The following is a 25,687-nucleotide window of genomic DNA, read 5'->3' as shown; positions in this document are numbered from 1 at the left end:
CGGGCACCAAGGAGTGACTCGTGAGCACCACCCTCGCCGCCGGCGCGGAACTCGACTTCTCGCTGGCCCAGCAACTGACCGTGATAGCCCTCTGCGCGCTCACGGCGTTCATCGCGCACATGGCGCTGGCCGTCTTCAACGACGGCGTGCGCCCCTTCCTGCTGGACTTCATCCAGGGGCGCACCACCCGCAGCGCGACGACCGCCGTCTCGTTCGGGCTCTCCGCCGGATTCATCTTCGGGCTCGGCGCGCCGATGGCCCTGTCCACCGGCGTGCTGAACCCGTGGCTGCTCTTCCTGCCGACGGACATCCTCGGGATGCTGTCACCGAAGAAGTGGCTGGCCCCGATCCTCGGCGGCGCGTGGGGCGCGGTGGTGGTCTTCGGGCTGAACGGCGCCAACAACATCGCCCATGACCTCCCGGTCGACTTCCTGACCGCGATGCAGCAGATGTCGACGCCGATCCTGTTCCTTTTCACGCTCTTCCCGGTGCTCGCCATCACCAAGCAGTTCGGCCGCAAGTGGGGCGGCGTCGCGGGCGTCCTCGAACTGGCCCTCGTCGTCATGACGATGAAGTTGTGGCCCGACATGTTCGCCGGTGCGCTGGCCATGGCGGTGGGCGTGCTGATGCTCATCGGCCTCGCCGTCTCCAAGGACCTGCGGCAGCGCCGGGCCGACCGAGCGGCGGGCGTCGTGGAGGAGGTGACCGGGGACGACCCGATGGCGTCCCTCTTCAGCGCCAGCGCGGCCCGGCTGCGGAAGTACCTCCCCCTGTTCATGGTGCTGGGCGCCGGCGTGTGCGTGCTCGCCCAGATGCATGTGTTCGGCGGCGGGGAGGCGACCAGCTTCCTGATCGCGAAGGGGCAGTACGCCGAGGCGGCGCAGGTCGACTTCTACCGGGTCTTCGGCTTCATTCCGCTGATCGCGACCACCGCCCTGGCGTCCGGCGCGTACGGCATCGCGGGCTTCACCCTGGTGTACCCGATCGGGTACCTCATGCCGAACCCCTTCCTGGCCGCCGTCGTCGGTGCGCTCGTGTTCGCCGTCGAGGTGCTGGCCCTCTCCTGGATCGGCAAGGTGCTCGGCAAGCTGCCGAGCGTCCGGGACTCCTCGGAGCATCTGCGCAGCGCCATCGGGGACGCGCTCCAGCTCGCGATCCTGTTCGGTTCCCTGATGGCCGCCAACGCCATGGGAGGCGGGCTCGGCATCCTGGTCGTCGGCGGGCTCTACCTGCTGAACGAGTCGATGGGCCGGCCGGTCGTGCGGATGGCCGCGGCCCCGGCGGCCGTGATCGTCGGCGGTGTCCTCCTCAACGTCCTGTACTGGCTCGACCTGTTCACCCCGGTCAAGGGCTGAGCCTTGAGCGGATCCGCCCGTGCCGTACGCGGAGAAGGAAGCCCCACGATGAACCACCCCGCCTCGCACTCCCTGCGCACCGTCACCGGAGAGCTCCGGGCCGCTTCGGTACGCGGTCCCGCCCTCGCCCACGAGCACCTCGTCCTCGATCTGGACCGGGTGGGCGACGGGGCGGCCGTCCTCGGACCGGAACGCCACGCGGGGGCCGTGGCCGCCGAGCTCGCCGCACTGCGCGAGGCGTACGGCCTCGCCCTGGTCGTCGAGCTCACCTGCCGGGGCATGGGGCGCGACGTGCGGACCCTGGCCCGGATCGCCCGGGAGACCGGTGTCGCCGTCGTCGCCGCGACCGGCTGGTACTACGAGCCGTTCCACACGCCCGAGATCGACGCCCTGGACGTGGCGGCGCTCACCGGCATCCTCGTCCGGGAGATCGAGGACGGCATCGACGGGAGCGGGGTCCGGCCCGGCGTCCTCGGGGAGATCGGCAGCCACGGCGACGCACCCACCGCCGCCGAGGCCAAGGTACTGCGGGCCGGCGCACGCGCCGCGCTCGCCACCGGACTCTCCGTCGCCACCCACGCCCAGCTCGGCCGGGGCGGCCTCGCCCAGCTGGAGCTGCTCACCGGTGAGGGCCTGCCCGCCCACCGCGTGAGCATCGGGCACCAGGACCTGCTGGACGACCCCGGCGTCCACCGGGAGCTGGCGGCGCGCGGGGCGTACGTCGCGTTCGACACCGTGGGCAAGAGCGCGTACCAGAGCGACGGGACCCGGCTGCGGCTGCTGCTCGCGCTGCTGGAGGCGGGCCACGCCGACCGGGCCCTGCTCAGCTGCGACATCTCCCGCCACGGCTATCTGCGCGGCGAGGGCGGCCAGGGGTACGGGCACCTCTTCGCGGACTTCCTGCCCCGGCTGCGGGCGGCCGGGGCCGACGACGACCTGATCGACCTGCTGACCCGTCGCAATCCGGTGCGCTTCCTGACCGGCGCGACCGTGGAGGAGAACTGACATGAGCCCCGCACCCCCACCCGCGCTCCCCGTGACGTTTCCGCTGCCGACGGTGGCCCTGGAGGACGCCGTGACCCGGCAGTTCCGGCTGCTGGAGGCCACCGCCGCGCACTTCGAGGGCGAGCAGTTGTTCGCCGCCGACGCGGGAGTCGTCCCCGGACTCGGCCGGCCCCGGACCACCGCCCGCGTCGAGGAGGTCCTCGCCGACTTCTTCGGCGCCGAGGACGCCGCCCTCGTACAGGGCGCGGGCACCGGGGCGATCCGGGCCGCGCTTAACGCCGTCGTCCGGGCGGGCGACGATCTGCTCATCCACCGGGCCCCGGTCTACCGCACCACCGAGGTCACCTTCCGAGGCATCGGCGTACGCACCACGGAGGCCGACTTCAACGACCGGGCGGCGCTCGACGCCGCTCTGGCGTCCGGGCGGTTCCGGTGGGCGTACGTCCAGCACACCCGGCAGCGGCTGGCCGACTCCTACGATCCGGCCGAGGTCATCGCCGCCTGCCGGGCGGCCGGGGTCCGCACGATCGTGGACGACAACTACGCCGTCATGCGCACCCCGGCCGCCGGTGTCGAACTGGGCGCCGACGCCTCCTGCTTCTCGCTGTTCAAACTCCACGGGCCCGAGGGCGTCGGCTTGGTCGTGGGCGCCCGCGACCTGGTCGAGGGCGTCCGCCGCGACAACTACTCCGGCGGCGGGCAGGTCCAGGGCCACCAGGCGCTGGACGCGCTGCGCGCCCTCACCCACGTACCGATCCTGTGGGCCGTGCAGTCCCGGGTGGGGACCGAGGTCGCCCAACGACTCGCGGCCGGTGAGGTGGCCGGGGTGGCGGAGGTGCGTGTCGCCAATGCCCAGGACCGCTGCCTGCTGATCCGCCTGGACCGGCCCATCGCCGCTGAACTGCCGTCCGTCGCGGCACGGTACGGCGCCGCGCCCTACCCCGTCGGCTCCAACTCGCGCTACGAGATCGCGCCGCTCTTCTACCGGATGTCCAGCTCCGCCCTGGACGACGCCCCGGAGCTGGCCGACTGGACCGTGCGCGTCAACCCGATGCGGGCCGGCGCGGACCTCGTCATCGACATCCTGCGCCGCTCGCTCGCCGCGATGGCCGACCCGAAGGACCACTGACCGTGTTTCTCGACACCCTGCTCACCCGCAACCCCGAGCTCGTCGACGCCGCGGCCACCCTGCACCGGCGTGGCGAGATCCCGCCCGACACGTATGTGATGGATCTCGACGCCGTCGAGTCCAACGCCGCGGCTCTGGCGGCCGAGGCCGAACACCTCGGCATCGGTCTGTGGTTCGTCGTCAAACAGATCGGCCGCAACCCCGAACTGATCCGGGCCGTCGCCCGGCACATCCCCCGCTCCGCCGCCATCGACCCGGCCGAGGCCCGGACCCTGCACGCGGCCGGGGCGAGGCCGGGCAACCTCGGCCACCTCGTCCAGATCCCCCGGCGGGAGCTGCCCGGCATGCTGGCGTGGCGACCGGAGAACGTCACGGTCTTCGACCTGGCCAACGCCCGTGCCGTCTCGGAGGCGGCCCGGGAGCTGGGCTTCGTCCAGGACGTCCTCATCCGGCTCGAAGGCGCCGGGGGCGTCGTCTACCCGGGGCAGGAGGGCGGTGTTCCGGTGGAGCGGCTGGACGCCTTCGCCGAGGCGGCCGAGGCGCTGCCGGGCATCCGGATCGCCGGCGTCACCGCCTTCCCGTGCGTGCTGTGCGACCCCGCGACGGGTCTGCCCACCGCGACGGCCACCTTCGACCTGGCGCTCAAGGCCCGCGACCTGCTGGCGGCGCGCGGGCACCAGGACCTGAGGCTGAGCGCGCCCAGCGCCACCTCGATGGCGTCCCTCCCGCTGCTCGCCGAGCGCGGGGCGACGCACGGGGAGCCGGGCCACGCCCTCACCGGCACCACTCCGCTGCACGCCCTGGACCCGTCCCAGCCCGAGAAGCCGGCGTACGTGTACGTCAGCGAGGTCGCCCACACCCTCGACGACGGCCGACCGGCCCTGTTCGGCGGCGGGTTCTACGCGCGCTCCCACATCCGCAGCGCCCTCCTGCCGCGCACCGGCGTGCGGCTGGGCGTGCAGGACGCGCCCGCCGAGAACATCGACTACTACCGGCTGCTCGACGCGCCCCCGCCCGGCTCGGACGTCCGGCTGGGCGACACCGCGCTGCTCGCCTTCCGCACCCAGATCTTCGTCACCCGCTCGACCGTCGCCGTCGTCTCCGGACTCGCCTCCGGCAGGCCTCGGCTGAACGGGCTCTACGACGCCCACGGCCGAGCCCTGTAAGGAGTGATCCCATGGCCAGGACCGTCATCGTCGTCATCGACGGATTCGGCGTCGGCGCCATGCCCGACGCGGGCGCCCTGCGCCCCGGCGACCTCGCCGCCGACACCTGCGGGCACGTTCTCGACCACGCCCGCGCCGCGTTCGGGCGGCCGCTGCGGCTCCCGGTGCTCGGGGCGCTGGGCCTCGGTCTGGTCCACCCGCACCGGGACCTGGCGCGCAGCACCCGGCTACCCGTGGCGGCCGGCCGGGCCGCCCTCGGCTACCCGGGCGCGGACACCTTCGCGGGCCACCAGACCATGATGGGCGCGGACTTCAGCCGGGTGACCGTGGCCCGGCTCGCCGACCACCTCGACGAGGTGACCGAGGCGCTCACGACGGCCGGTCACCGGGTGGAGCGGCTGGACGGGAAGCCGCTGCTGCTGGTCGACGGGGCGGTGCTGGTCCACGACAACCTGGAGGCCGATCCCGGGATCAACTGGAACGCCTCGGGGCGCCTGGAGGATCTGCCGTTCGACGGCCCGGGCGGGATTCTCGCCGTCGCCCGTACGGTGCGGGCGGTCGCCCCGGTCGCCCGGGTCATCGCCGTGGGCGGGCACGCGGACGGTCCTCTCGGTTCCTACGTACGGGGCGGGGACGGGGGCACCGTCGGGCTGGACACCCCGGCCACCGGCTTCTACCGCAACGGCGGCCTGGAGGTCCAGCACCTCGGCGCCCCGCTCGACCACACCCGTCAGCTCCCCTCTCTCGCGGCGCGGGCCGGCATCCCGGTCACCCTGGTGGGGAAGGCCGCCGACATCCTGGTGTGCGAACAGGCGGACCGGCGGCCTGCCGTGGGCACCGCCGATGTCCTTGCGCACACCCTGGACGCGGTACGCGCCGGGGGCGACGCCCTGGTGGTCGCGAACGTCCAGGAGACGGATCTGGCGGGGCACCAGCAGGACACCGGGCGCTACGGGCAGGTGCTGGAGCAGGTGGACTCGGGGCTCGCCGGGCTCCTGGCACTGCTCACGGACTCCGGGGACCGGCTGATCGTCACCGGCGACCACGGCAACGACCCCTCGATCGGGCACGCCCACCACACCCGGGAGTACGTGCCGGTGCTGATCCACCGCCCCGACGGGGCCGGGGTGGAGCTGCTGCCGGACGCGCGGAGTCTCGCCGACGTGGGCGCGACGGCCGCCCGGTCGCTGGCCCTGTCGCCGCGGGACCTGGCGGCGGGAACGCCGATCGGCACGGACGGGGAGGCGCGGGCCGCCGCACTCCGGACGTAGTCGCCGGGCACGAACAATCCCCGGGCCGTCATTGCGGTCCGGGGATTATCGCGGGTATATTGAATTCTTCTGCGCTCATGCAGAAAGGCCCCACTCGGGGACCTTATGAGTACGAATATATCTGGCGGGGAGCCGTTTTGTCAAACCGGGAAAGCGACGAATTGCGGGAAGAGCAGGAATTCATCGACCGGCTCCATGCCCGGGTCGACGCCCTGCGCGGGGTGGCCGCCGATGGCGTCGAGCACGCGCTGACACCGGTCGGGACGGGTCAGCAGGCGCGGCTGGAGCGCGACATCCTCGTCGCGGAGCGCTCGGGTCTGCTCGCCGCGCTCGACGCGGTGGACGGCTCGCTGTGTTTCGGGCGCATCGACCGCTCCGACGGGCTCGCGCACCATATCGGCCGTATCGGGATCCGTGAGGACAACGCCGAGCACACCCCTGTTCTGATCGACTGGCGTGCGCCGGTGGCGCGTCCTTTCTATCTCGCCACGGGACACACGCCGATGGGACTGCGCCGGCGCCGGCACATCACCACCGAGGGCCGCACGGTCACCGAGCTCCATGACGAGATCCTCGATCTCGGGGACCGCGACCGCACCGGCTTCGAGGATCCGAACGGCGACGCCGTACTGCTCGCGGCGCTCGACTCCGCGCGCACGGGACGCATGGGCGACATCGTGCGGACCATCCAGGCCGAGCAGGACACCATCATCCGGGCGCCGCACCGGGGCGTCCTCGTCGTCGAGGGCGGACCCGGCACCGGCAAGACGGCCGTCGCGCTGCACCGGGCCGCCTTCCTGCTGTACGAGCACCGCGAGCTGCTCGCCAAGCGGGCGGTGCTCATCGTGGGGCCCAACCCCGCGTTCCTGCGCTACATCGCGGAGGTGCTTCCCGCACTGGGCGAGACCGGGGTGCTGCTGGCGACGCAGGCGGAGCTGTTCCCCGGGGTGCACGCCACCGGTACGGACTCCGCGCGCGCCGCGGCCGTCAAGGGCGGCGAACCGATGGCCGAGGCGCTCGCCCTGGCCGTACGCGACCGGCAGCAACTGCCCGAGCCCGGCGCGGCGATGATCATCCCGCACGAGGACGGCGGGGACCTGGTCCTGGACTGGGAGATCGCCTACGAGGCGCGGCAGGCGGCCAGGGACACCCGTCTGCCGCACAATCTCGCCCGCCCCCACTTCGTCTTCCGCGTCATCGACGCGCTCACCGCGCAGCTCGTGGAGCGCATCGGCGCGGACCCCTACGGCGGGCCCAACTTCCTCGGCCCCGACGACGTGGCCCAGCTCGGCCGGGACGTCGCGCTGAGCAAGGAGGTGCACGCGGCGGTGGACGAGCTGTGGCCGCCGCTGACCCCCGAGGCGTTCCTCGACGACTATCTGGCCGACCCGGTGTACGTACCGGACGAGGACGCCGACGCGATCCGCCGTCCGGCCGCCGCCGGGGCGTGGACGCCCGCCGACGTACCGCTGCTCGACGAGGCCGCCGAGCTGCTCGGCGTCGACGACAGTGCGGAGCAGGCGGCCGCCGAGGCCGCCCGTCAGGAGCGGGTCGGCTACGCGCAGGGTGTGCTGGAGCTGTCGCGCGGCTCGGAGAGCTACGAGTTCGAGGACGAGGAGTCCGAGGTCCTCGCCGCCCACGACATCATCGACGCCGAGCGGATGGCGGAGCGGCACGAGGAGGCCGACCACCGCACCGCCGCCGAGCGGGCCGCCGCCGACCGCACCTGGGCCTTCGGGCACATCATCGTCGACGAGGCGCAGGAGCTGTCGCCGATGGCGTGGCGGCTGCTGATGCGCCGGGCGCCGAGCCGCTCGCTGACGCTGGTCGGCGACCCGGCCCAGACCTCGGAGGAGGCCGGCGTCGGGTCGTGGGAGAAGATTCTCGGGCCGTATGTCGGCGACCGCTTCGAGCACGTCACGCTGGAGGTCAACTACCGTACGCCCGCGGAGATCATGGAGCTGGCGGCCGGGGTCCTGCGGGAGAGGGACCCCTCCTTCACCGCCCCCGTCTCGGTGCGGTCGACCGGCGAGAAGCCGTGGACGCGGGATGCCGGAGAGGACCTGGCGGGCGAGGTGGCCCGGGCGGTCGTGGAGTTGACGCCCCGGGAGGGGCGCCTCGCGGTGATCGCGCCGCGTGAGCTGCACGAGGAGATCGCCGCCCCGCTGGAGGGCGTCGTGGCGGGCGAGGCCCCCGATCTCACGCGCCCGGTGGTGCTGCTGGATCCGCGCCAGGCCAAGGGGCTGGAATTTGACCATGTGCTGGTCGTGGAGCCCGGCCGGTTCGGCACGAGCGATCTGTATGTGGCGCTCACCCGTGCCACCCAGCGCCTGGGCATCGTCCATCGGGAGGAACTGCCCCCGGCCCTGCGCTGACGGGTCCTGGCGGCCCGCCCTCATGGTGATCGGCGTCGGCGGGCCGCGGGCGTGGCCGGAACACCCCTGGCGAAGCCATAGGGTAACGCCATGTCTTCGCCATTGAGTTCGACAAAGACCGCGGCCGCTCTCCGCACGTCGGCACGGGTATCCGCAGAGGCGCTGCTGGTCCTCGTGGCGGCGGCGGTCGCGCTGTGGGTGCTGGGCCGGATGTGGTCGGTCGTATGGCCGCTGATAGTCGGTCTGTTCCTCACCACGCTGACCTGGCCGCTCGCCCGCTTCCTGCGCCGGCTCGGCTGGTGGCCCGCGCTCGCCGCGTCGGTGGTCACGGTGTTCGCCCTGCTCGTGGGGGCGGGCATCGTGGCGCTGATCGCGGTGCCGGTGGCGGGTGAGTCCGGGGAGCTGGCCGACGGGGTGGTCGAGGGCATCGACAAGCTCCGCGAGTGGGCGGCCGGTCCGCCGCTGAACATCGGCGACGACCAGATCACCGGCGCCCTCGACACGGCGACCGCCCAGCTCCAGGACAGTGTCGGCAGTGTGGTCACCACCGCCGTCACCGGGGTGAGCACCGTGGTCGACGGGCTGGTCACCGCGGTTCTGGCGATCTTCCTGATGTTCTTCTTCCTCAAGGACGGCCCGCGCTTCCTGCCGTGGCTCACCCGTCAGCTTCCCGGCCGGCTCGCCACCGACATCCCCGAGGTGGCCACCCGCAGTTGGGACACCCTGGGCGCGTTCGTGCGGTCGCAGGCGTTCGTCGGTCTGCTGGACGCGGTCTTCATCGGGCTCGGCCTGTGGATCCTGGGCGTGCCGCTGGTGCTGCCGCTGGCGGTGCTGACCTTCGTCTGCGCGTTCGTGCCGATCGTGGGGGCGCTGTTCGCCGGATTCGTGGCGGTGGTCATCGCGTTGGTCTCGAACGGGCCGATGGACGCCCTGCTCGTACTGGCGATCATCGTCGTGGTGCAGCAGTTGGAGGGCAATGTGTTCCAGCCCATGATCCAGAGCCGTGGGCTGGGGCTGCACGCGGCCACGGTCCTGCTCGCCGTGACCCTGGGCGGCAGCCTGGCCGGCGTGGTGGGGTCCTTGCTCGCCGTGCCGGTGGCGGCGCTGCTCGGCGTGGTGTGGAACTACCTCCGCGAGCAGCTCATGGAGGATTCCCCCCAGGCCGAGGCCCCGGCCGACGGGGACGGCTCACCGGTCCCGTCGGCGTAGGGCCCGGCCCCCTCACCGCCCGAGGCCGCGCAGCAGCCCCGGCAGCGCCCCGCGCAACTCGCGCTCCCAGTAGGGCGGGGAGTGGGTGCCCCGGTAGAAGTGCGTGGTGACCGCCACCCCGTGGGCTCGCAGCCGGGAGGCCATCGCCCGGTTCTCCGCCCCCATGATGGCCTCGGTCGGGGACAGGACGTCCTCGGGGAAGGGGGCGTCGGGGTCCTCCAGGCCGGGGACGTGCGGGTCCGGCTCCGTGCCGGGCGGGTCGAGCGCGCCCGCCCGGCCGTCGCCGCTGGAGAGGTGGACCTGGACGCCGCGCAGTCGCTCCGGCCGGTAGTACGGATCATGGTCCTGCCAGATCCGCCGCTGGGCCACCGGGTCGCCCCACAGCGCGGACCGGTCCAGGCCCAGATAGTCGAGTCCGGCCCCGACCGCCCGGGGGTGCTGGAGCGGATGGACGTAGCCGCTGAGGCCCGCCACCGCGCGGAACAGGCCGGGGCGGCGTGCCGCGTAGGTCAGCGCGCCGAAGCCGCCCTGCGACTCCCCCGCCGCGACCCGCCGGTCCCCCGCGCCGTAGAGGCGCTCCAGCAGCGGGCGCACCTCGTCGAGGTGGAAGGTCTCCACGCGCGGCGCGCCGCCGGCGCCGCCGTTCCACCAGTCGCTGTAGAACCCGAAGAGCGGCATCGACGGCATGACCACGAGCACGTCGCGCAGGTGCGGGAGCCGCTGAACCGCGTAGTCCTCGGTCCAGGCCTCGGGGTCGCCGTGGCCGCCCGCCAGCAGATAGAGGACCGGCCACCGCTCGCCGCGCCGGCGATCCTCCCAGCCGTCCGGGGTGAGCAGACGGACCGTGCCGACGCCCTCCAACGCCGCCGACCGCACGGTCAGTTCGAGGAGCCGGTCGCCGATCCACCGCTCCCCCGTCACCCGTATCCCCGGGGGCAGGTCCTCGGGCGGGGGCGCTGCCGCCGCTGTTCCGGGCACGAGCAGCAGCAGGGCAGCGCCCCATGCGATCACCTTGCGCACCATGCTCATCACCGCGACCTCCCGACACCGTCGGCCGGACTTCGCCCGACGCCTCGGACGGTACGGAGCGGGACGGGCGCCGGCATCCTCCGACGGGAGTCCGCCCGTACACCGACGGGAGGCGGTCTTCCGCCCCGGGTCACTTCACGCAGGTCTCGTCCCTCTTCGGGAGCCGGCCCGTCGCGAGGTAGCGGTTGACCTCGGCGTCCACGCAGGCGTTCCCGTACTCCCCGTACAGGGCGTGGCGGTTGGCGTTCTCCAGGGTGAGGAGCCTGGAGCCGGGAAGCCTGCTGTGCAGGGTGGTGGTGCTCCGGTAGGTGGTGCGGGGGTCGCCCGTGGCCGCGACCAGGAGGACGGGGGCGTCGTGGCTGATACGGGTGGGGGCTTCCCGTGGCGCGTCCCAGAAGGCGCAGGGGCCGATGTTCTCGGTGAGGGGGCCGAACAGGGGGTGTGCGCCACGGCTCCGTTGGATGTCGCGCCAGTAGCGCTCGGTCTCGCGCGGGGCCGGTACGTCACCGCAGATGATCGCCGTCTGGGAGCTGCCGAAGGAGGAGCTCGCGCCGGAGAACAGGAGACGCAGCGTCTCGGCGAACCCCGGGGGCAACGGAGCCTCACGGTCCTTCGACGCCCGGGACAGTGCCGCCACCTGCTGGGCCAGGAGGTCCCGCGAGCCGTCGCCGTCGTCGGCCACGCCCATGAAGAGCAGCGTCGGTATGTGAGTGTCGTCGACCCGGAAGACGTCGGGGTCGGTGCCGAGCGTCAGCGGGGCGCGGGCCGCCTTCGCCATGACGTGGTCGATGGTGGAGAGCACCGCGGTACGGGAGCGGCCCAGGCCGTACGTCGCGTGGCGGGTGGCCGCCCAGGCGGCCCAGTCGGAGAGCGCCTGCTCGTTCTCGCGCACGGTGTGCTTCAGCAGCCGCGGGTTGTAGTCGTCCGGACCCACCGCTCCGTCCAGGACCATCCGGTCGTAGCGGCCGGGGAACATCTGGGTGTAGACCGTGCCCAGGTAGGTGCCGTACGAATAGCCCAGGTAGGAGATCTTCCGCTCGCCCAGTGCGCCCCGGATCACGTCCATGTCCCTGGCAGTGTTGCGGGTGGTGATGTGCGGGAGCACCGAGGCGTTCGTGGCGCGGCACTTGTCGGCCAGGCTCTTGCTCAGCGCCACCTGGCGGTCGAAGCCCGCCCGGCTCGCACCGGCCGAGAACCAGGTGAAGCTGACGGGCCAGCCGCAGTCCAGCGGGGTGCTCCGGCCGACGAAGCGTGGGTCGAAGCCGACGATGTCGTAGCGCGGGCCGACCTCCTTCATCGCCGTGCGGACGATCGGCGGGGAGTCCACGGCCGGGCCGCCGGGTCCGCCGTTGTTGAGGAGGATCGCGCCGATGCGGCGGCGGGTGTCGGTGGCCTTCAGACGGGATATCGCGACCGTGATCGTCCGGCCTCCGGGGGCTGTGTAGTCCAGCGGGACCGTGACGTCGGCACACTGCACGCCCGCCCTGTCCAGGTCTCTGCCCGTCTCGTCCTGGGGGGAGCTCATACAGGTGCCCCAGTCCAGGGGTTGGTGGTGATAGCGGTCGAGCGCTCCGGCGGTCGTCGGCGGTGCGACCGTACGGGGTTCGGGGCCGGGCCGCGCGGTGGCCAGGGCCGGTGAGGCCGTGATGCCCGCCGCGAGGGCCAGGGCAAGGCCCGCGGCGGCGGCCCTGGCGGTCGTCCGGGCGGCCGTGGTGGTGCGGGCGGCCGCCAGGGGTCGGATGGTCTTCTCTGCGTCCTGTGCGTAACTCACATCAAGAGACGCTAGGAGAAGGACCGTTGGGGATCACTGGGGCTGGCACCCCAGCGCGGCGGGGGTCACCTCCCCCTTTCGTCGGGTTCCCGGGTCCAGGACCGCCGGTCCACTCCCGTAGGGGGAGGGTGCCGGTGCGGGAGTCAGCGAGGCTTCGACGCGGGTGAGTTGCCGGGCGAGGCCCGTCATTTCGGCGCGGTACCGCGCGGAGCCGCCCCGGCGAGGCGCAGCCGGAGAATGGCCCGGGGGCGGCCGGGAGAGGAGCGCGGGTCGCCCGGTCCGGCCGGGCGACCCGGTGGGCGGTCAGACCTGCGCGGGGCGGCGCGCCAGGGCGTAGCCGTACTGGTCGGGCCAGCGGGGCCCGGCCGCCAGGGCCTCGGCCGCGTGATGGGCCCAGTGCGGATCACGGAGCATCTCGCGGCCGATCATGACCGCGTCCGCCCGCCCCGCCGCGACGATCTCCTCGGCCTGGCCGGCGTCGAGGATCAGGCCCACGGCGGAGGTGGGGATGCCGGCCGTCCGCCGGACCTGTTCGGCGAAGGGGACCTGGTAGCCGGGGTGTGCGGAGATCGCGGCGTCCTGGACGATGCCGCCGGTGGAGACGTCGAGCAGATCGACGCCGTGTGCGGCCAGCTCCTGGGCGAGGCGGGCGGTGTCGTCGCCGGTCCAGCCCTCGCGCGGGTCCTCGGGGTTCTCGGTCAGCCAGTCGGTGGCCGAGGTGCGGAAGAGGACCGGCAGGTCGTCCGGCCATACCGCGCGGACGGCGTCGACCACCTGGAGCGGAAAGCGCAGCCGGTTCTCCCAGCTTCCGCCGTAGGCGTCGGTGCGACGGTTGGTGGCCGGGGACAGGAAGGAGTTGATCAGGTAGCCGTGTGCGCCGTGGATGTCGACGACCCGGAAGCCGGCGGCGAGGGCCCGCTCGGCGGCTGCGGCGAAGTCACGCACCAGCTGCCGGATCTCGTCCTCGGTCAGCTCATGCGGCACGGGCAGGCCCGTGAACGCGACGGCGCTGGGGGCGACGGACGCCCAGCCGCCCTCCTCCTCGGGCACGTAGCGGTCCGCGATCCAGGGCCGGTCGGTCGAGGCCTTGCGCCCGGCGTGGGCGAGCTGGATCGCGGGCACCGATCCGTGCGAGGTGATCGCGGCGGCGATCCGGGCGAAGCCCTCCTGCTGGCGGTCGTTCCACAGGCCCAGGTCCCAGGGGCTGATCCGGCCGTCCGGGCGCACACCGGTGGCCTCCGTCATCACGAGGCCGGCGCCTCCGGCTGCCCGACCCGCGAGATGGGCGAGGTGGAAGTCCGTGGGAGCGCCCGCCTCCGGCCCGTCGGGGGCCGCGGAGTACATGCACATCGGCGACATCCACACACGGTTGGGGATCTCCAGGGACCGCAGAGTCAGGGGCGTGAACAGGGCGCTCACAGGTTGTCTCCTCGCGTGGGGGGCGGTCGCCGGGCGGCGACTCCAAGGTAAGTACGATAGACCTCGTAGTACGTCGATTGTCAAACTACGATAATTCTCGTACTTTGATGGAGACCCCGAGGAGGCCTGCCACCCATGTCCACCACAGCCCGTGGAGCCGCGTCCGGGCGGCAGCCCGCCCACCCGCTCCGGACGGAGATCCGTCTGGAAGCGGTCCTGCACGCCCTGGCCGACCCCGTCAGGCTGCGCATCGCCCGTGAGCTGGCGGACGGGCACATCGACATGGCCTGTATCGCGTTCGACCTCCCGGTGAGCAAGTCCACCAGCACATACCACTTCAAGGTGCTGCGCGAGGCGGGCGTCATCCGCCAGCACTACGAGGGGACCTCCCGCCTGAGCCGGCTGCGCGAGGACGACCTGGAGTCGCTCTTCCCGGGGCTGCTGCCGGCCGTCCTGGAAGGCGCGCGCCGCTCGGCGGGAGCACCGGACCAGGCATGAGCACGGGTCCGCCCCGATCACCTCGGGCGCTCGGGGCGGACGTTCGCGTGGTGGGGGCGGCGGGGCGGCCGACGCCTCAGATCGTCGCCGTGTCGATCACGAAGCGGTAGCGGACGTCACTGGCGAGAACCCGCTCGTACGCCTCGTTGACCTGGTCCGCGCCGATCACCTCGATCTCTGCGCCGAGCCCGTGCACGGCGCAGAAGTCCAGCATCTCCTGGGTCTCCTTGATCCCGCCGATCATCGAACCCGCGATCGACTTGTTGCCCAGGATCAGCGAGAACAGGTTCAGCGAGATCGGCGCCTCGGGGGCGCCCACGTTGACCAGGGTGCCGTCGGTCCGCAGCAGCGCGAGGTAGGAGCCGAAGTCCAGCGGGGCCGAGACCGTGGAGAGGATGACGTCGAACGTGCCGGCCAGTTCCTCGAAGGTCCGCGGATCGCTGGTCGCGTAGTAGTGGTCGGCGCCCAGCTCGAGCCCGTCGTCCTTCTTCCGCAGCGACTGGGAGAGGACGGTGACCTCGGCGCCGAGCGCGTGCGCGATCTTGACGGCCATGTGGCCGAGACCGCCGAGGCCGACGACGGCGACCTTCTTGCCCGGGCCCGCTCCCCAGCGCTTGAGCGGGGAGTAGGTGGTGATGCCCGCGCACAGGAGCGGCGCGGCCTCGTCCAGGGCGATGCCCTCGGGGATGGAGAGGGCGAACGTCTCGGCCACGACGATGTGCGTCGAGTAGCCGCCGTACGTGGGCTCGCCGCCGCGGTCGAGGGCGTTGTACGTCTGGGTGTTCCCCTCGGCGCAGTGCTGCTCGCGGCCCATCAGGCACGCGTCGCACTTTCCGCAGGAGTCGACCATGCAGCCGACGCCGACGCGGTCGCCGACCTTGAACCGGGTGACCCCGGGGCCGGTCTCGGCGACGATCCCGGCGATCTCGTGGCCGGGCACCATGGGGAAGATGCCCTCTCCCCAGCCGTCGCGGGCCTGGTGGATGTCGGAGTGGCAGATCCCGGCGAACTTGATGTCGATCAGGACGTCGAACTCTCCCACCGGGCGGCGTTCGATCGTGGTGCGCTCCAGCGGGGCCTTGGCACGGGGAGCGGCATAGGCGGCAACGGTGGTCATGCCGGAGGTTCTCCTCTGGGTGATGCGGTAGGAACGTCTCCCAGCATCACGCCGGGACGGCTGTTTACCCAGGTCACCGCTTTGCCTACGTCCAGCGGTCCTACTACTGACGGGGACAGGCTCAGGCTCGTAACCCCAGGAATCACAGGAATAATGGAAACCATGGACGATCGACCAGAGGCCGCCGCCGCCCCCGAGCCGCTGGACGGACGCGCCGAGCTCAGTGAGTTCCTGCGCACCCGGAGGGCCAAGCTCCAGCCGGGGGACGTGGGCCTGCCGGAGTTCGGCCGGCACCGCCGGGTGCCGGGCCTGCGCCGGGAGGAGCTGGCGCAGCTGGCCGGGGTGTCCGTGGCGTACTACACGCGTCTGGAGCAGGGCAACGGGCGCAATGTGTCGGCCGAGGTGCTCGACGCGATCGCGCGTGCGCTGCGGCTCACGGACGCCGAGAGCGCACACCTGACCCACCTGGCCAAGCCCGCGCAGCAGAGGAAGAAGCGTCGCCCGGCCAGGGTGCAGCGGGTGCGGAAGGGCCTGCTGTACCTGCTCGACAGCATGGACGGCATCCCCGCGTACGTGACCGGGGCGCGGTCCGACGTCCTTGCCTGGAATCCGATGGCGGCGGCGGTGTTCGGCGACTGGGGCGCGCTGCCGCCGGCTGAGCGCAACTGGGCGCGGCTGGTGTTCCTCTCCCCCGCCTATCGGGACCTGTTCGTGAACTGGGATTCCAAGGCCTCGGACATGGTCAGCTATCTGCGGCTGTACGCGGGCTGCCACCCCGACGATCCGGAGCTGTCGGCGCTGGTGGGCGAACTCTCGGTCAAGAGCGACGAGTTCCGGCGGTTGTGGGCCACGCACAACGTCAAGGAGAAGGGCCACGGCGTCAAGCTGCTGCGGCATCCGCTCGTCGGGGAGCTGACCCTGTCGTACGAGACGCTGAACCTCCCGGACGACGAGGAGCAGCATCTGGTGACGTACCACGCGGAGCCGGGCTCGGAGTCCGCCCAGGCCCTGCGCCTGCTGGCGAGCTGGGGAGCGGACGCGGGGCGGGTCGATGTCATCGGCGACGCGAGGCGGGGCCGGGCCGACGAGCGATGAGGACGAACGCGCGGAGCCGGGCCCGCCCGACTCAAAGATCTGGAGTCGCCGAATTCACCTCGCCGGTCTTCCTTTCGGAGCACGGATAAATACGGCAGTGACTCCCGGGCCCTTTTCGGGGCCCGCGCCCACCGCACGTCGTGAAAGCGGACGGGAAAAGGGAATACATGCGCAGTCGCGCTTGTCTGCCGCCCCCAAGGAACAAAGGCTCTCCGCTCGCCCGCGAAGCGGTCCTATTCCGGTGCGAAAGCCTCCGCGTGATCGGCCGCCCAGATACGGAACGGTCTCGCCGGACGGCCCGTCAGTTCCCCGATGGTGGGCGCCACGGCCGCCTTCGCGCCCAGCCGTTGCCGCTCGGCGCTCTCCAGGAACGCTTCCGCGACGGGCCGCGGATACTTTGCCAGCAGGGCCGTGCGGGCGGCGTCCGCGCCCAGTTCCTCGAAGCGCAACGGCCGTCCCAGCAGCCGGGAGAGCTGGGCCGTCTGCTCCCGTGCGGTGATCGCCTCCGGGCCGGACACGGCGTACGCCCTGCCCTCGTGCCCCGTGCCGGTGAGAACGGCGACGGCCGCCGCGGCGACGTCGCGCGGGTCGACGCACGCTACGGGAGCGTCGCCGTACAGGGCGCGCACCACTCCCGACGACCGGATGCCGGGGGCCCAGGAAAGGGTGTTGGACATGAACGTCCTGGGGCGCACGAACGTCCACGGGACTCCCGAATCCCTGATCGCCTGTTCGTTCTCCCGCTGACGCCGGGTGATGAAGTCGTCGGCGCCCGGCTCCTCCACCGCCATCATGGACAGCTTGACCAGGTGGCGTACGCCCGCCGCGGCCGCCGCCGCGGCGACCCGCTCGTCGTCGGGCTCCGTCGGGCTGTTCGTCACCAGGAACACCGAGGCGACGCCCCGCAGGGCCCGGTCGAGAGCGGCGCGGTCCCCGTACTCCCCCCCGACGACCTCGACCCCTGCTCCCCGCGCCGTGAGCCGCTCGGGGCGGCGCGCGAGAATCCGCACGGGGCCGGCCTCCGCGAGCTGTCCGGCGACCTCACGGCCCACCGCTCCGGTCGCACCCGTCACGAGAATCACTCGAGCAACCTCTCAGCCGCCGGCCCGGGGGCCGGACAGGACCGTGGAGAAGACCGTCTCGTCGTCCTGACGCCCTGTCACCTGGACCGTCACCGTATCCTCGTCCTCCCCCGGCAGGACCACCGCCCCTATCCAGCACGGGCTGCCGAACTCGGAGTACCGGTGGAACCGGGTGCTCGCCTCCAGCGGAACGATTCCGGCGGGCCCTGCCACCAGGCACGCCGCCTGGCGGGCCGCCTCCAGCAGCAACATGCCCGGGACATGGTCGTTGGGGCGCTGGAAGAGGGTGGGATGCCGGGTGTCCACGCGTAGTTCCCAGACTCCGTCCTGCCCCGTCTCCGAGAGCACCACGTCCTCGACGCGGGCGCGGCCCGCGAGGACGGCCGGAACCGGCACGCTCTCCGGTATGGATATTCCCTCTACCGGGGCGTGGCCGCGTATTCGCCTGTACGCCTGGGGGGTGCTGAACCGGGTCGCCCCCATCCCCGTCGCGGCGAGCTGACCGTCCCGGTGCACCGCCCAGCCGACCCGCCCCTGGGCCGGGAGCCCGCCCCGCCACTTCAGGTCGGAACAGAACACCTCCACGTCGATCTCGGTGGGCGTGCCCCCCACCGCCAGCTGTTCTTGATGGCAGACGTAGTCCAGTCCCGTCATCAGGAACTGGTAGCCGAGCGGGATCCCGTACCCGGCGTGGAAGGCGAGCATGGCCGCCTGCCGCATCGCCTCCGCGACCAGCAGTGGATCGTGCCGGTCGTCACCCACCGGGGCGAAGAAGGGATGGTCGTGCGGAAGAACCGCCTCCACCGCGAAACGGTCGCGTCCCAGGCGTACCCAGTTCCGCGGAAAGGCGTCCTCCGGCCTGGTCCGGTGCACCATGTCGATCCCCACGGGATGCACCACCTCGGCCTCCACGTCCATAGTCGGCACCGGATCGATCAAGACTGCTGCTTCGGGCATAACTCCCCCCAGGGGTCATGTAGTGGCGAGCCGTTCCTGCGATGCGCGTACTGGTAGGACAAGATACAGAATAGTCGGTTATTTTCTCCATGCCGGAACGAGACCCCGCACCCCGCGGGCAACCGAGAAATACATCTGCCGGGCCGCGACGAATACCGGAATTTCCGGGGCGCCGACCGCGCGAAAGGTCGCACCCGCCCCCTTTTCCCGCATGGCACCGATCCTGTCGAAAGATGGCGATCATGGCATGGTACGCCGGGCGAGCGCCCTCGACCCTGGCCGCGTGGAGCGTCCAGGGAGGCCGCTGAGCACGGGAGGCGCTCAGGCGCTCAGGCGCTCAGCGCCAGCTTCGCGCCGAGGCCGATCATCGTCACGGCGACCAGACCGTCCAGCACTCGCCACGCGGAGGGCCGTGCGAGGACTCCGCTCAGCAGCCGGGCGCCGAACCCGAGCGCCGCGAACCAGCACACGCTGGCGAGGATCGCGCCGAGGCCGAAGGTCCAGCGCAACGGCCCCCGGTCGGCGGCGACGGACCCGAGAAGGAACACGGTGTCGAGGTACACGTGCGGGTTCAGCCAGGTCATCGCCAGGCAGGTCAGCACCACGCCCCGGCGCGAGGCGGCCGGAGCGTCCCCCGCGCGCAGGGCCGACGGCCGCAGGACCCGGCGCGCGGCGAGCAGGCCGTAGCCGATCAGGAACACCCCGCCGAGCAGCCCCACCACCGTCAGCGCCGACGGCCAGGCCACGACGAGAGCGCCGACGCCGGCGACTCCCAGCGCGATGAGCACCGCGTCGGACAGGGCGCAGATCGCGACCACCGCGAGCACGCCGTCGCGGCGGACGCCCTGGCGCAGCACCAGGGCGTTCTGGGCTCCGATGGCGACGATGAGCGAGAGGCCGGTGCCGAAACCGGCGGCTGCGGTGGTCAGGGCGTTCGTCATACAACGACGCTACGGAGCGAGGAATCCTGGTGTCCAGCTAAAGATTCTTACGTATCATTAACAGTCATGATGTCCGAGCTTCCTCTCGATCAGGTGCGGACCCTGCTGGCCGTGGTCGACGAGGGCACCTTCGACGCGGCGGCGAACGCCCTGCGCCTGACGCCGTCGGCGGTCAGCCAGCGGGTGAAGGCGCTGGAGCAGCGCACGGGCCGGGTCCTGCTGATGCGGACGAAGCCGGTGCGGCCCACCGAGTCCGGTGAGGTGGTGGTGCGCTTCGCCCGCCAGCTCGCCAGGCTGGAGCACGACGCACAGGCGGCGCTCGGGATGTCCGGGCCGGGCGAGCCGACGCTCCTGCCGATCGCGGTGAACTCCGATTCGCTGGCGACCTGGTTCCTGCCCGCCCTGCGGCGCGTGCCGGAGGAACTGGGACTCAGTTACGAGCTGCGCCGGGAGGACCAGGACCATACGGCCGCCCTGCTGCGGGAGGGGCTGGCGATGGCCGCGGTGACCTCGTCGCCGGAGGCGGTGACGGGTTGCTCGGTGCGCCGGCTGGGCCGCATGCGGTATCTGCCGGTGGCCAGTCCCCCTTTCGCCGACCGGTGGCTGGGGCGGCGGGAGGGCGCCGCGCTGCGCGAGCTGATCGGCGACGCCCCGGTGATCGGCTTCGACCGGCGCGACGATCTTCAGGACGCCTTCGTGCGCCGACTCGGCCCCGGCCCCCGGCCGAGCGCCCGGCGCCACCTGGTGCCCACGTCGGAGGGGTTCGCGGACGCCGTGGCATCGGGGATGGGCTGGGGCATGCTGCCCGAGGTCCAGGCGGAGCCGTTGCTGAGCGACGGTCGGCTGGTGCGGCTCGCCCCGGACCACACCGTGGACGTCCCGCTGTACTGGCAGCAGTGGAAGCTGTCATCACCTGCCCTGGCGGCCGTGGCCGAGGCGGTGGTGGCGGAGGCCGCCGAGGCACTCGACGGCGACTGGCCGGCCTGACGGCCGCCCGAGCGCTGGGCACGCGGACCGGCTGGGCGGTTTCGCACTCCGGAGCGTGGGCGGCCGCCGGGGCTCCGGGCGGCTCGAGGCGCAGCTGCCCCGGATCCGGCGCGTCCCGGCGGCGGCGCGGAGTTCGTCCTGCGGCTCGCGCCCGCCCGGTCGTGGAGCGGAGCCGGGCGGGCGCTGACGATTCGTTCATGATCGGCCGTCCATGATGGAGGGGCAGGTTCGAAAGCCCACGCACGGGAGTCACGTATGTCTCAGCCCGCCAACCGTCCGTTCCTCCGCCGCGGAAGTACGCTCGCCGGTCTGGCCTGCGGTGTCGCGATCGCGACGGGAGCGGGACTGCTCCTGTCCAACGGCTTCGCCTCGGGGTCGGGGCCCCAGGTCGTGCCGCCCGAGGCCGACGTGACCTTCGACTACCAGATCGGCGGCGCGTACGCCCCGCCCGCCGGGGTCGGGGCGGTCTCCCGCGACCGTGGCGACGAGCCGGCCGAGGGCCTGTACAACGTCTGTTACGTGAACGCCTTCCAGGCCCAGCCCGACGCGCTGGACCGATGGGAGAAGGACAACCCCGATCTGCTGCTGCGCGACGGCGACGGCGACCTGGTCAATGACGAGGAGTGGGGCGAGGCGCTGCTGGACACCTCGACCGCGGACAAGCGCACCCGGCTGGCGGACATCGTCGGGGGCTGGGTCGACGGCTGTGCGCAGTCCCGTTTCCAGGCGGTGGAGCCGGACAACCTGGACTCCTACGAGCGGTCGAAAGGCCTGCTGACCCGGGCGCACAACGCGGCGTTCGCGAAGCTCCTGGCCGACCGGGCGCACGCCGCCGGGCTGGCGATCGGCCAGAAGAACACCACCGGTCTGCTGGAGCGGCGGGAGACGATCGGGTTCGACTTCGCCGTCGCCGAGGAGTGCGGCCGCTACGACGAGTGCGACGCCTACGCCGCCGCGTACGACGACCGGGTGTTCGTCGTCGAGTACACCGAAGACGACTACGCGAAGGCGTGTGCGTCCGTGGGGGCGGAGGTCTCGGTGGTGCGCCGGGATCTCGACGTCCGGCCGGCCGGACAGCCGGGGTACGTGTTCCGCACCTGCTGAAGGGCGCTTCGGGGAACGGGAGGGCTCAGGGGGCGTCCGGCGGGTGGGCGCAGACGGTGAAAATGCCGCCGTGGGGGTCCCTGATCACCGCTTCGGTTCCGTCGGCGGGCGAGTCCACCAGCGGTCCCACCGCACCGCCGGCCGCGCGGGCCGCCTCGGTCGCCGCTTCCGGGTCCGCGACCGGGAAACGGACGTGCCAGCGCGGGCGCAGCCGGGGGTCGGGGGAAGAGGCGTCGCCGCCTCCGCGCAGCGTGGCCACGGTGCGGCCGCCCTGCCGTACGACGACGGCGTCCTGTTCGTACGCGTAGCCGACCTCGCAGCCGCCGGGTTCCTCGGAGGCCCAGCCGAACACCTCGGCATAGAAGATCGCGCAGTCGAAGGCGTGGCTCGTCCGCAGTTCGATGGAGGCGGGCGGATCATCGCGGCCGAACGACCAGGGCGGGGTCCGGCCTTCCCAGAAGCCGAATCCGGCCCCTTCCCGGTCTGCGGCCACGGCCCCCCTCCCGGGGCCCAGCCGGATCGGGCCGACGGCGATGGTGCCACCCCGTTCCCGGACCCGGGCCGCTGTCGCGTCCGCGTCATCGACGGCGAAGTACGGGGTCCAGGAGACGGCGGTGGGCAGACCGGGGGCGATCCTGGCGATCCCCGCGACCGGCAGGGCGTCGAGGTGGGCGACGCTGAAGCCCTCGCCGAGGGTGCCGGAGCGGAAGGTCCACCCGAGGACGGTCCCGTAGAAGTCCTGGGTGGCCCGCACGTCCGGGGTCATGAGACTGACCCAGCACGGAACCCCGTGCACCGGGGTGCTCTGCTCTGCCGCGGTCATCGGGATCGTCTCCTCGTCCCCGGTGGTGAGCCGCCGGACGCGGACGCCGGTCCGGCGGGTGAGCCTGCTGGTCACCGGCCGTCGCGGGCCGGTGCGCTCCGTGGCGTCGGGCGTCCCTGGAACGGCACGCCTCCATACCTACGCCGCCGGGGTCGCCGCCGCCACCCGGCCGCGTCCCGGAACGGTGCGGGGCGCACACCCCGACCGCTCCGGGCGGGGATCGCGTGTCAGTGCCCGGTGGCAGACTGCCCCCATGACCGACTCGCGGCCGAAGGCTGACCTCCAGCACTATCTGCATTCCGCTCGTGACGCCCTGCTCTGGAAGCTCGAAGGGCTCTGCGAGTACGACGTCCGGCGCCCTTTGACGCCGACCGGCACCAATCTCCTCGGGCTGGTCAAGCACGCCGCCGGGGTGGAGCTGGGCTACTTCGGCGAGACGTTCCGTCGGCCGTTCGACGAGACGCCGCCCGCCTTCGGTGACGACGCCGAGGCGAACCAGGACATGTGGGCGACCGCCGACGAGTCGCGCGAGGACATCCTCGCCTTCTACCGCCGGGTGGCGGAGCACGCGGACGCCACGATCGCCGAACTGCCGCTCGACGCGGTCGGGCACGTCCGGTGGTGGCCCGGCGAGCGGGGCCGCGTGACGCTGCACCAGATCCTCATCCATGTGATCGCCGACCTCCAGCGGCACGCCGGGCACGCCGACATCGTCCGGGAGCTCGTCGACGGGACGGTCGGACTGCGGTCCGGCACCGACAACATGCCGCCGGGCGACCGCGCGTGGTGGGAGGAGTACCGGCAGCGTCTGGAGCAGGTGGCGCGGGAGGCCGGGTAGCCGCTCCTCCCCCGGTTCCCTCCCCGTTTCAGCGTCCGGCGAGCGCAGCGGGTTCGCCGAGGTGGTGGGCGGCGGTGCGCCAGGCCGCGGTGACGGCTTCGCGGGCCGTGGCGGTCGCCGCCTCGACATCCGGCGGGAGACACAGCGGGGCGCCGACGTGGACGTGGAGCCGGGGGCGGCGGGCCGGAGCGGTGAGGAGCCCGGAGATCTGCTTGACGCGGGGGCCCGAGGTCACCCGGCGGGCTCCCGCCTGGCCGAGCGGGACGACGGGCGCGCCGGACGCGTGCGCGAGACGGGCGAGGCCGCTGCGGAAGCTCTCCGGCGGAGCCTCCGCCACGTCCGTGCGGCGGGGCAGCCGTCCCTCGCCGTAGATGAGCAGCTGACGGCCGTCCCCGAGCGCGACGGCCGCCGCGTCGAGGGCGGCCGCGGCCCGGTCGGTGTTCCGGTGCACGGGCACGTGGCCGCCGCGTTCCAGGAGCCGGCCGAGGACCGGTATGCGCCACAGCCCCGCGGTGGCCATGACGACGGGTTCGACGCCGAGGCGCAGCAGTGCGGCGAGGACGATGCCCGGGTCGGCCAGGGAGGTGTGGTTGGCGACGATGATGCTGCCGGCGGCCGGGGCCGTGGCGTGGTCGGACGTGACGGTGAGTCGTCCGAGCGAGGGGACGACGGCGGCGGCGATGCGGCTGAGCACGGTTCTCCTGGGGTTCGGCGTGCGGGGGCCGTCGTGGTGACGGCGGTGCGGGGTCCGCCTCTGCCGGCTTCGCCCGCCACACCCTCATCGTCGCGGGGGCCGGGGCGTGGGGCCTGAGTGCGGGTACTCAGGCCCTCTGGTCGATCGGCATTGCGCAAATCGTTGACATCCCGTTGCCTGCTACGAGCCCCGCGGACGGACGAAACCGTGGAGAACCCGGCGCGGGCCCCGGTACGAGAGGTCACCCGTGGGCCGCGGGCGGTGTGCCCGAACCAGGACAGTGCCGGGCTGCCGCCCCCACGGAAGTGGACGGACGGCGGGAGCCTCGGGGCAGGGGGGGTGCGGCGGTCTCCGGCGGGTGACGTATCGCTGGGCGGGCGACGCCCGCGAGAAATGCCTACGAGCGCGGGCATCGGGGCCGGGGTCTCCGGGGCGGCCTGCGAGGGCGCGCAGGGCGCAGGTCACCATGGAAAACGAGCGAGAAGGCGCCCGGTGGGCGGAGGCCCGGCCGACGACGCGCGCGGGGTCGGCCCTGCTGCCCGTCGCCTCTCGACGACTGGCTGGGAGCGCTCTCCACGCGGCTGCGTGGACCGCTCACCGAAGCACGGCCGCCGGGCGGTCGCGACGGGGTGGCCGGGGGCCGCGGTGGCATCGGGCGTGATGTCGGAGACCCGGCCTACCGCAGCCTCACCCGCTTTCACTGACGATGACTGTTCAGCAAACCATCGCGTCACGAACGCAAGAATATGGCAATAGTTGCAGGACGTTTATCGTCCTGTGGCGGACATGGCCGCCGCGAGGCGGCTGCGGCCGAGGGTGCCGGTCTGCGGAACCCGAGCGCCCCTCAGCGTGCTGCGGCGGCTGTCCGTACCGTGCCGAAGTCGATGGCGCGGTCGGCCTCGCGCAGGACCTCCTCGGCCACTCTGCGTACTTCGGCGGGCACATCGCCGTGCTCCTCCACTAGGCCGGCGTAGATCGGTGCTTCGGTGCTGTCTGCGGAACTCATACGATTTTTTTCCCGGTGGTCTGGTGCGTAAAACCCTCGCCGGTCGGCGGAGGCGGGGGCGAGTGTACGTGGTGGGCGGCGGCGGTCGCGATTCCATTCCGGCGCACGGACCCTGCCCCACCTGATGGAACAGCGCCCTGCCCGCGCCCCCGGGGCGCGGGCGGAGTCTTGTCACCGCCTGCGACGGTCGGCGCCGAGGTGCCGCACGGGAAAGCCCGCGCGGGCGGCGAGCTGGGTCAGCTCGCCGGCACGGGCCGCCCGCAGGCCCACCACCGGATAGCAGTCGGACTCGATGTCGAGGACGGCCAGCGCCGTACCGATCTCCCGGTAGCGGCGTCCGCAGGCGTGCAGGAACTCCTCGGTCGGCAGGAGCGCCTCCTCGGGCTCGAAGAGCGCCCACGGATCCACGGAGGGCCTCGATTCCAGCTTGCGCAGCCGGGCCCGGATCTCCTGCGTGTCCTCCTTCCAGTCGAACTCCGCGAGCAGACCGTGTGCGTCGAGCGCGTCGATGAGCGCGATCCAGGCGAGGTCGTCCACCGGCTCGTCGATGCCCCGGCCCTCCAGGCGGTCCCCGAAGGCGCTGACGTAGTCGTGCGGGCTGTCGTGGGCGCGCAGCACCTCCTCGGCCACGGTGGGGCGCGCGGGGGCGAGCAGTGAGGCGATCTCGGCCAGGGCCGTGCGGATCGCTTGGGCGTCGTGCGGGTCGGACATGTCGTGCACTCCTCGAAGGGCGGGCGAGAGCGCCGCACGGCGCGGGGCGGGGACCGGCGGGCGGGGTGGGGACCGGCAAGCGGTGCGCGGGGCCGGGCCGGACGC

At 72.7% G+C, this 25,687-nt stretch carries 23 protein-coding genes; 12 read left to right on the top strand and 11 right to left on the bottom strand.

The genetic code is table 11. The features are described from left to right. Nucleotides 1-20: 20 nt before the first annotated feature. The 7 genes from AC3CH1_RS35305 to AC3CH1_RS35275 all read left to right on the top strand — a co-directional run bounded on the left by AC3CH1_RS35305 (nt 21) and on the right by AC3CH1_RS35275 (nt 9,510). Entirely contained in the window at nt 21-1,355 is a 1,335-nt protein-coding gene (locus AC3CH1_RS35305; RefSeq protein WP_488466605.1) for a YhfT family protein, read from the top strand. 48 nt (nt 1,356-1,403) lie between these two features. Continuing rightward, complete coding sequence (locus AC3CH1_RS35300; protein WP_488466604.1) at nt 1,404-2,360, top strand: phosphotriesterase family protein; 957 nt, start codon at nt 1,404-1,406, stop codon at nt 2,358-2,360. Nucleotide 2,361: 1 nt separating this feature from the next. Next, complete coding sequence (locus AC3CH1_RS35295; RefSeq protein ID WP_488466603.1) at nt 2,362-3,489, top strand: aminotransferase class V-fold PLP-dependent enzyme; 1,128 nt, start codon at nt 2,362-2,364, stop codon at nt 3,487-3,489. A gap of 2 nt (nt 3,490-3,491) precedes the next feature. Further along, the gene (locus tag AC3CH1_RS35290) at nt 3,492-4,655 is read left to right on the top strand and encodes a YhfX family PLP-dependent enzyme (RefSeq protein WP_488466602.1); all 1,164 of its coding nucleotides are present in this window, start codon (nt 3,492-3,494) and stop codon (nt 4,653-4,655) included. A gap of 11 nt (nt 4,656-4,666) precedes the next feature. Next, a complete protein-coding gene (locus tag AC3CH1_RS35285) occupies nt 4,667-5,926 on the top strand; it encodes a phosphopentomutase (protein WP_488466601.1) in 1,260 nt (419 codons plus the stop codon). 161 nt (nt 5,927-6,087) lie between these two features. Continuing rightward, the gene (locus AC3CH1_RS35280; protein ID WP_488466819.1) at nt 6,088-8,301 is read left to right on the top strand and encodes a HelD family protein; all 2,214 of its coding nucleotides are present in this window, start codon (nt 6,088-6,090) and stop codon (nt 8,299-8,301) included. A gap of 90 nt (nt 8,302-8,391) precedes the next feature. Further along, nucleotides 8,392-9,510, top strand: a complete 1,119-nt coding sequence (locus AC3CH1_RS35275; protein ID WP_488466600.1) for an AI-2E family transporter — start codon at nt 8,392-8,394, stop codon at nt 9,508-9,510. A gap of 12 nt (nt 9,511-9,522) precedes the next feature. On the opposite strand, the gene AC3CH1_RS35270 is transcribed toward AC3CH1_RS35275, so the two are convergent. The 3 genes from AC3CH1_RS35270 to AC3CH1_RS35260 form a co-directional block, all read right to left on the bottom strand. After that, entirely contained in the window at nt 9,523-10,539 is a 1,017-nt protein-coding gene (locus tag AC3CH1_RS35270; RefSeq protein ID WP_488466599.1) for an alpha/beta hydrolase, read from the bottom strand. A gap of 130 nt (nt 10,540-10,669) precedes the next feature. Continuing rightward, nucleotides 10,670-12,310 carry an alpha/beta hydrolase gene (locus AC3CH1_RS35265; RefSeq protein ID WP_488466598.1) on the bottom strand — a complete coding sequence of 547 codons (1,641 nt, stop codon included), beginning with the start codon at nt 12,308-12,310 and terminating at the stop codon, nt 10,670-10,672. A 303-nt stretch (nt 12,311-12,613) separates the two neighbouring features. Next, nucleotides 12,614-13,729, bottom strand: coding sequence for an NADH:flavin oxidoreductase/NADH oxidase (locus tag AC3CH1_RS35260; RefSeq protein WP_488466597.1), 1,116 nt, complete (start codon nt 13,727-13,729; stop codon nt 12,614-12,616). Between the two features lie 135 nt (nt 13,730-13,864). Between AC3CH1_RS35260 and AC3CH1_RS35255 the strand changes: the two genes are divergently transcribed. Further along, a complete protein-coding gene (locus AC3CH1_RS35255) occupies nt 13,865-14,227 on the top strand; it encodes an ArsR/SmtB family transcription factor (protein WP_488466596.1) in 363 nt (120 codons plus the stop codon). Between the two features lie 76 nt (nt 14,228-14,303). Here the strand turns inward: AC3CH1_RS35255 and AC3CH1_RS35250 are convergent, their stop codons facing one another. Continuing rightward, nucleotides 14,304-15,344 carry an NAD(P)-dependent alcohol dehydrogenase gene (locus AC3CH1_RS35250; RefSeq protein WP_488466595.1) on the bottom strand — a complete coding sequence of 347 codons (1,041 nt, stop codon included), beginning with the start codon at nt 15,342-15,344 and terminating at the stop codon, nt 14,304-14,306. Between the two features lie 162 nt (nt 15,345-15,506). On the opposite strand from AC3CH1_RS35250, the gene AC3CH1_RS35245 reads away from it, so the two are divergent. Next, nucleotides 15,507-16,439: a helix-turn-helix domain-containing protein gene (locus AC3CH1_RS35245; protein ID WP_488466594.1), complete on the top strand. Its 933-nt coding sequence runs from the start codon at nt 15,507-15,509 to the stop codon at nt 16,437-16,439. Nucleotides 16,440-16,672: 233 nt separating this feature from the next. On the opposite strand, the gene AC3CH1_RS35240 is transcribed toward AC3CH1_RS35245, so the two are convergent. The 3 genes from AC3CH1_RS35240 to AC3CH1_RS35230 form a co-directional block, all read right to left on the bottom strand. After that, on the bottom strand, nt 16,673-17,521 hold the full coding sequence (locus AC3CH1_RS35240; protein WP_488466593.1) for an NmrA family NAD(P)-binding protein: 849 nt from the start codon (nt 17,519-17,521) through the stop codon (nt 16,673-16,675). Between the two features lie 12 nt (nt 17,522-17,533). Continuing rightward, on the bottom strand, nt 17,534-18,478 hold the full coding sequence (gene afsA, locus AC3CH1_RS35235; RefSeq protein ID WP_488466592.1) for a 2-oxo-3-(phosphooxy)propyl 3-oxoalkanoate synthase: 945 nt from the start codon (nt 18,476-18,478) through the stop codon (nt 17,534-17,536). 329 nt (nt 18,479-18,807) lie between these two features. Further along, entirely contained in the window at nt 18,808-19,419 is a 612-nt protein-coding gene (locus tag AC3CH1_RS35230; protein WP_488466591.1) for a LysE/ArgO family amino acid transporter, read from the bottom strand. A gap of 66 nt (nt 19,420-19,485) precedes the next feature. Between AC3CH1_RS35230 and AC3CH1_RS35225 the strand changes: the two genes are divergently transcribed. After that, the gene (locus AC3CH1_RS35225) at nt 19,486-20,406 is read left to right on the top strand and encodes a LysR family transcriptional regulator ArgP (RefSeq protein WP_488466590.1); all 921 of its coding nucleotides are present in this window, start codon (nt 19,486-19,488) and stop codon (nt 20,404-20,406) included. Nucleotides 20,407-20,661: 255 nt separating this feature from the next. Continuing rightward, a complete protein-coding gene (locus AC3CH1_RS35220) occupies nt 20,662-21,510 on the top strand; it encodes an endo alpha-1,4 polygalactosaminidase (protein ID WP_488466589.1) in 849 nt (282 codons plus the stop codon). Between the two features lie 25 nt (nt 21,511-21,535). On the opposite strand, the gene AC3CH1_RS35215 is transcribed toward AC3CH1_RS35220, so the two are convergent. Continuing rightward, nucleotides 21,536-22,333, bottom strand: a complete 798-nt coding sequence (locus AC3CH1_RS35215; RefSeq protein WP_488466818.1) for a VOC family protein — start codon at nt 22,331-22,333, stop codon at nt 21,536-21,538. 253 nt (nt 22,334-22,586) lie between these two features. On the opposite strand from AC3CH1_RS35215, the gene AC3CH1_RS35210 reads away from it, so the two are divergent. After that, the gene (locus AC3CH1_RS35210; protein ID WP_488466588.1) at nt 22,587-23,171 is read left to right on the top strand and encodes a DinB family protein; all 585 of its coding nucleotides are present in this window, start codon (nt 22,587-22,589) and stop codon (nt 23,169-23,171) included. Between the two features lie 28 nt (nt 23,172-23,199). On the opposite strand, the gene AC3CH1_RS35205 is transcribed toward AC3CH1_RS35210, so the two are convergent. The 3 genes from AC3CH1_RS35205 to AC3CH1_RS35195 form a co-directional block, all read right to left on the bottom strand. Then, a complete protein-coding gene (locus AC3CH1_RS35205) occupies nt 23,200-23,865 on the bottom strand; it encodes a lysophospholipid acyltransferase family protein (RefSeq protein ID WP_488466587.1) in 666 nt (221 codons plus the stop codon). Nucleotides 23,866-24,709: 844 nt separating this feature from the next. Then, on the bottom strand, nt 24,710-24,871 hold the full coding sequence (locus tag AC3CH1_RS35200; RefSeq protein ID WP_018956403.1) for a hypothetical protein: 162 nt from the start codon (nt 24,869-24,871) through the stop codon (nt 24,710-24,712). A 171-nt stretch (nt 24,872-25,042) separates the two neighbouring features. Beyond that, the gene (locus AC3CH1_RS35195; RefSeq protein ID WP_488466586.1) at nt 25,043-25,582 is read right to left on the bottom strand and encodes a DUF6630 family protein; all 540 of its coding nucleotides are present in this window, start codon (nt 25,580-25,582) and stop codon (nt 25,043-25,045) included. Nucleotides 25,583-25,687: the final 105 nt, after the last annotated feature.

The organism is Streptomyces sp. MGP-P1 (assembly GCF_057766565.1).
The sequence above is the reverse complement of the archived record's forward strand: the minus strand, read 5'-3'. Positions and strand labels throughout refer to the sequence as shown.

What these genes read in the sequence shown, in the direction of transcription:
- AC3CH1_RS35285 (WP_488466601.1), top strand. Translation starts at nt 4,667, where the DNA reads ATGGCCAGGACCGTCATCGTCGTCATCGACGGATTCGGCGTCGGCGCC.
- AC3CH1_RS35255 (WP_488466596.1), top strand. Translation starts at nt 13,865, where the DNA reads ATGTCCACCACAGCCCGTGGAGCCGCGTCCGGGCGGCAGCCCGCCCAC.
- AC3CH1_RS35200 (WP_018956403.1), bottom strand. Translation starts at nt 24,871, where the DNA reads ATGAGTTCCGCAGACAGCACCGAAGCACCGATCTACGCCGGCCTAGTG.
- AC3CH1_RS35270 (WP_488466599.1), bottom strand. Translation starts at nt 10,539, where the DNA reads ATGAGCATGGTGCGCAAGGTGATCGCATGGGGCGCTGCCCTGCTGCTG.
- AC3CH1_RS35210 (WP_488466588.1), top strand. Translation starts at nt 22,587, where the DNA reads ATGACCGACTCGCGGCCGAAGGCTGACCTCCAGCACTATCTGCATTCC.
- AC3CH1_RS35245 (WP_488466594.1), top strand. Translation starts at nt 15,507, where the DNA reads ATGGACGATCGACCAGAGGCCGCCGCCGCCCCCGAGCCGCTGGACGGA.
- AC3CH1_RS35250 (WP_488466595.1), bottom strand. Translation starts at nt 15,344, where the DNA reads ATGACCACCGTTGCCGCCTATGCCGCTCCCCGTGCCAAGGCCCCGCTG.
- AC3CH1_RS35230 (WP_488466591.1), bottom strand. Translation starts at nt 19,419, where the DNA reads ATGACGAACGCCCTGACCACCGCAGCCGCCGGTTTCGGCACCGGCCTC.
- AC3CH1_RS35195 (WP_488466586.1), bottom strand. Translation starts at nt 25,582, where the DNA reads ATGTCCGACCCGCACGACGCCCAAGCGATCCGCACGGCCCTGGCCGAG.
- AC3CH1_RS35300 (WP_488466604.1), top strand. Translation starts at nt 1,404, where the DNA reads ATGAACCACCCCGCCTCGCACTCCCTGCGCACCGTCACCGGAGAGCTC.
- AC3CH1_RS35225 (WP_488466590.1), top strand. Translation starts at nt 19,486, where the DNA reads ATGATGTCCGAGCTTCCTCTCGATCAGGTGCGGACCCTGCTGGCCGTG.
- afsA (WP_488466592.1), bottom strand. Translation starts at nt 18,478, where the DNA reads ATGCCCGAAGCAGCAGTCTTGATCGATCCGGTGCCGACTATGGACGTG.
- AC3CH1_RS35215 (WP_488466818.1), bottom strand. Translation starts at nt 22,333, where the DNA reads ATGACCGCGGCAGAGCAGAGCACCCCGGTGCACGGGGTTCCGTGCTGG.
- AC3CH1_RS35220 (WP_488466589.1), top strand. Translation starts at nt 20,662, where the DNA reads ATGTCTCAGCCCGCCAACCGTCCGTTCCTCCGCCGCGGAAGTACGCTC.
- AC3CH1_RS35275 (WP_488466600.1), top strand. Translation starts at nt 8,392, where the DNA reads ATGTCTTCGCCATTGAGTTCGACAAAGACCGCGGCCGCTCTCCGCACG.
- AC3CH1_RS35295 (WP_488466603.1), top strand. Translation starts at nt 2,362, where the DNA reads ATGAGCCCCGCACCCCCACCCGCGCTCCCCGTGACGTTTCCGCTGCCG.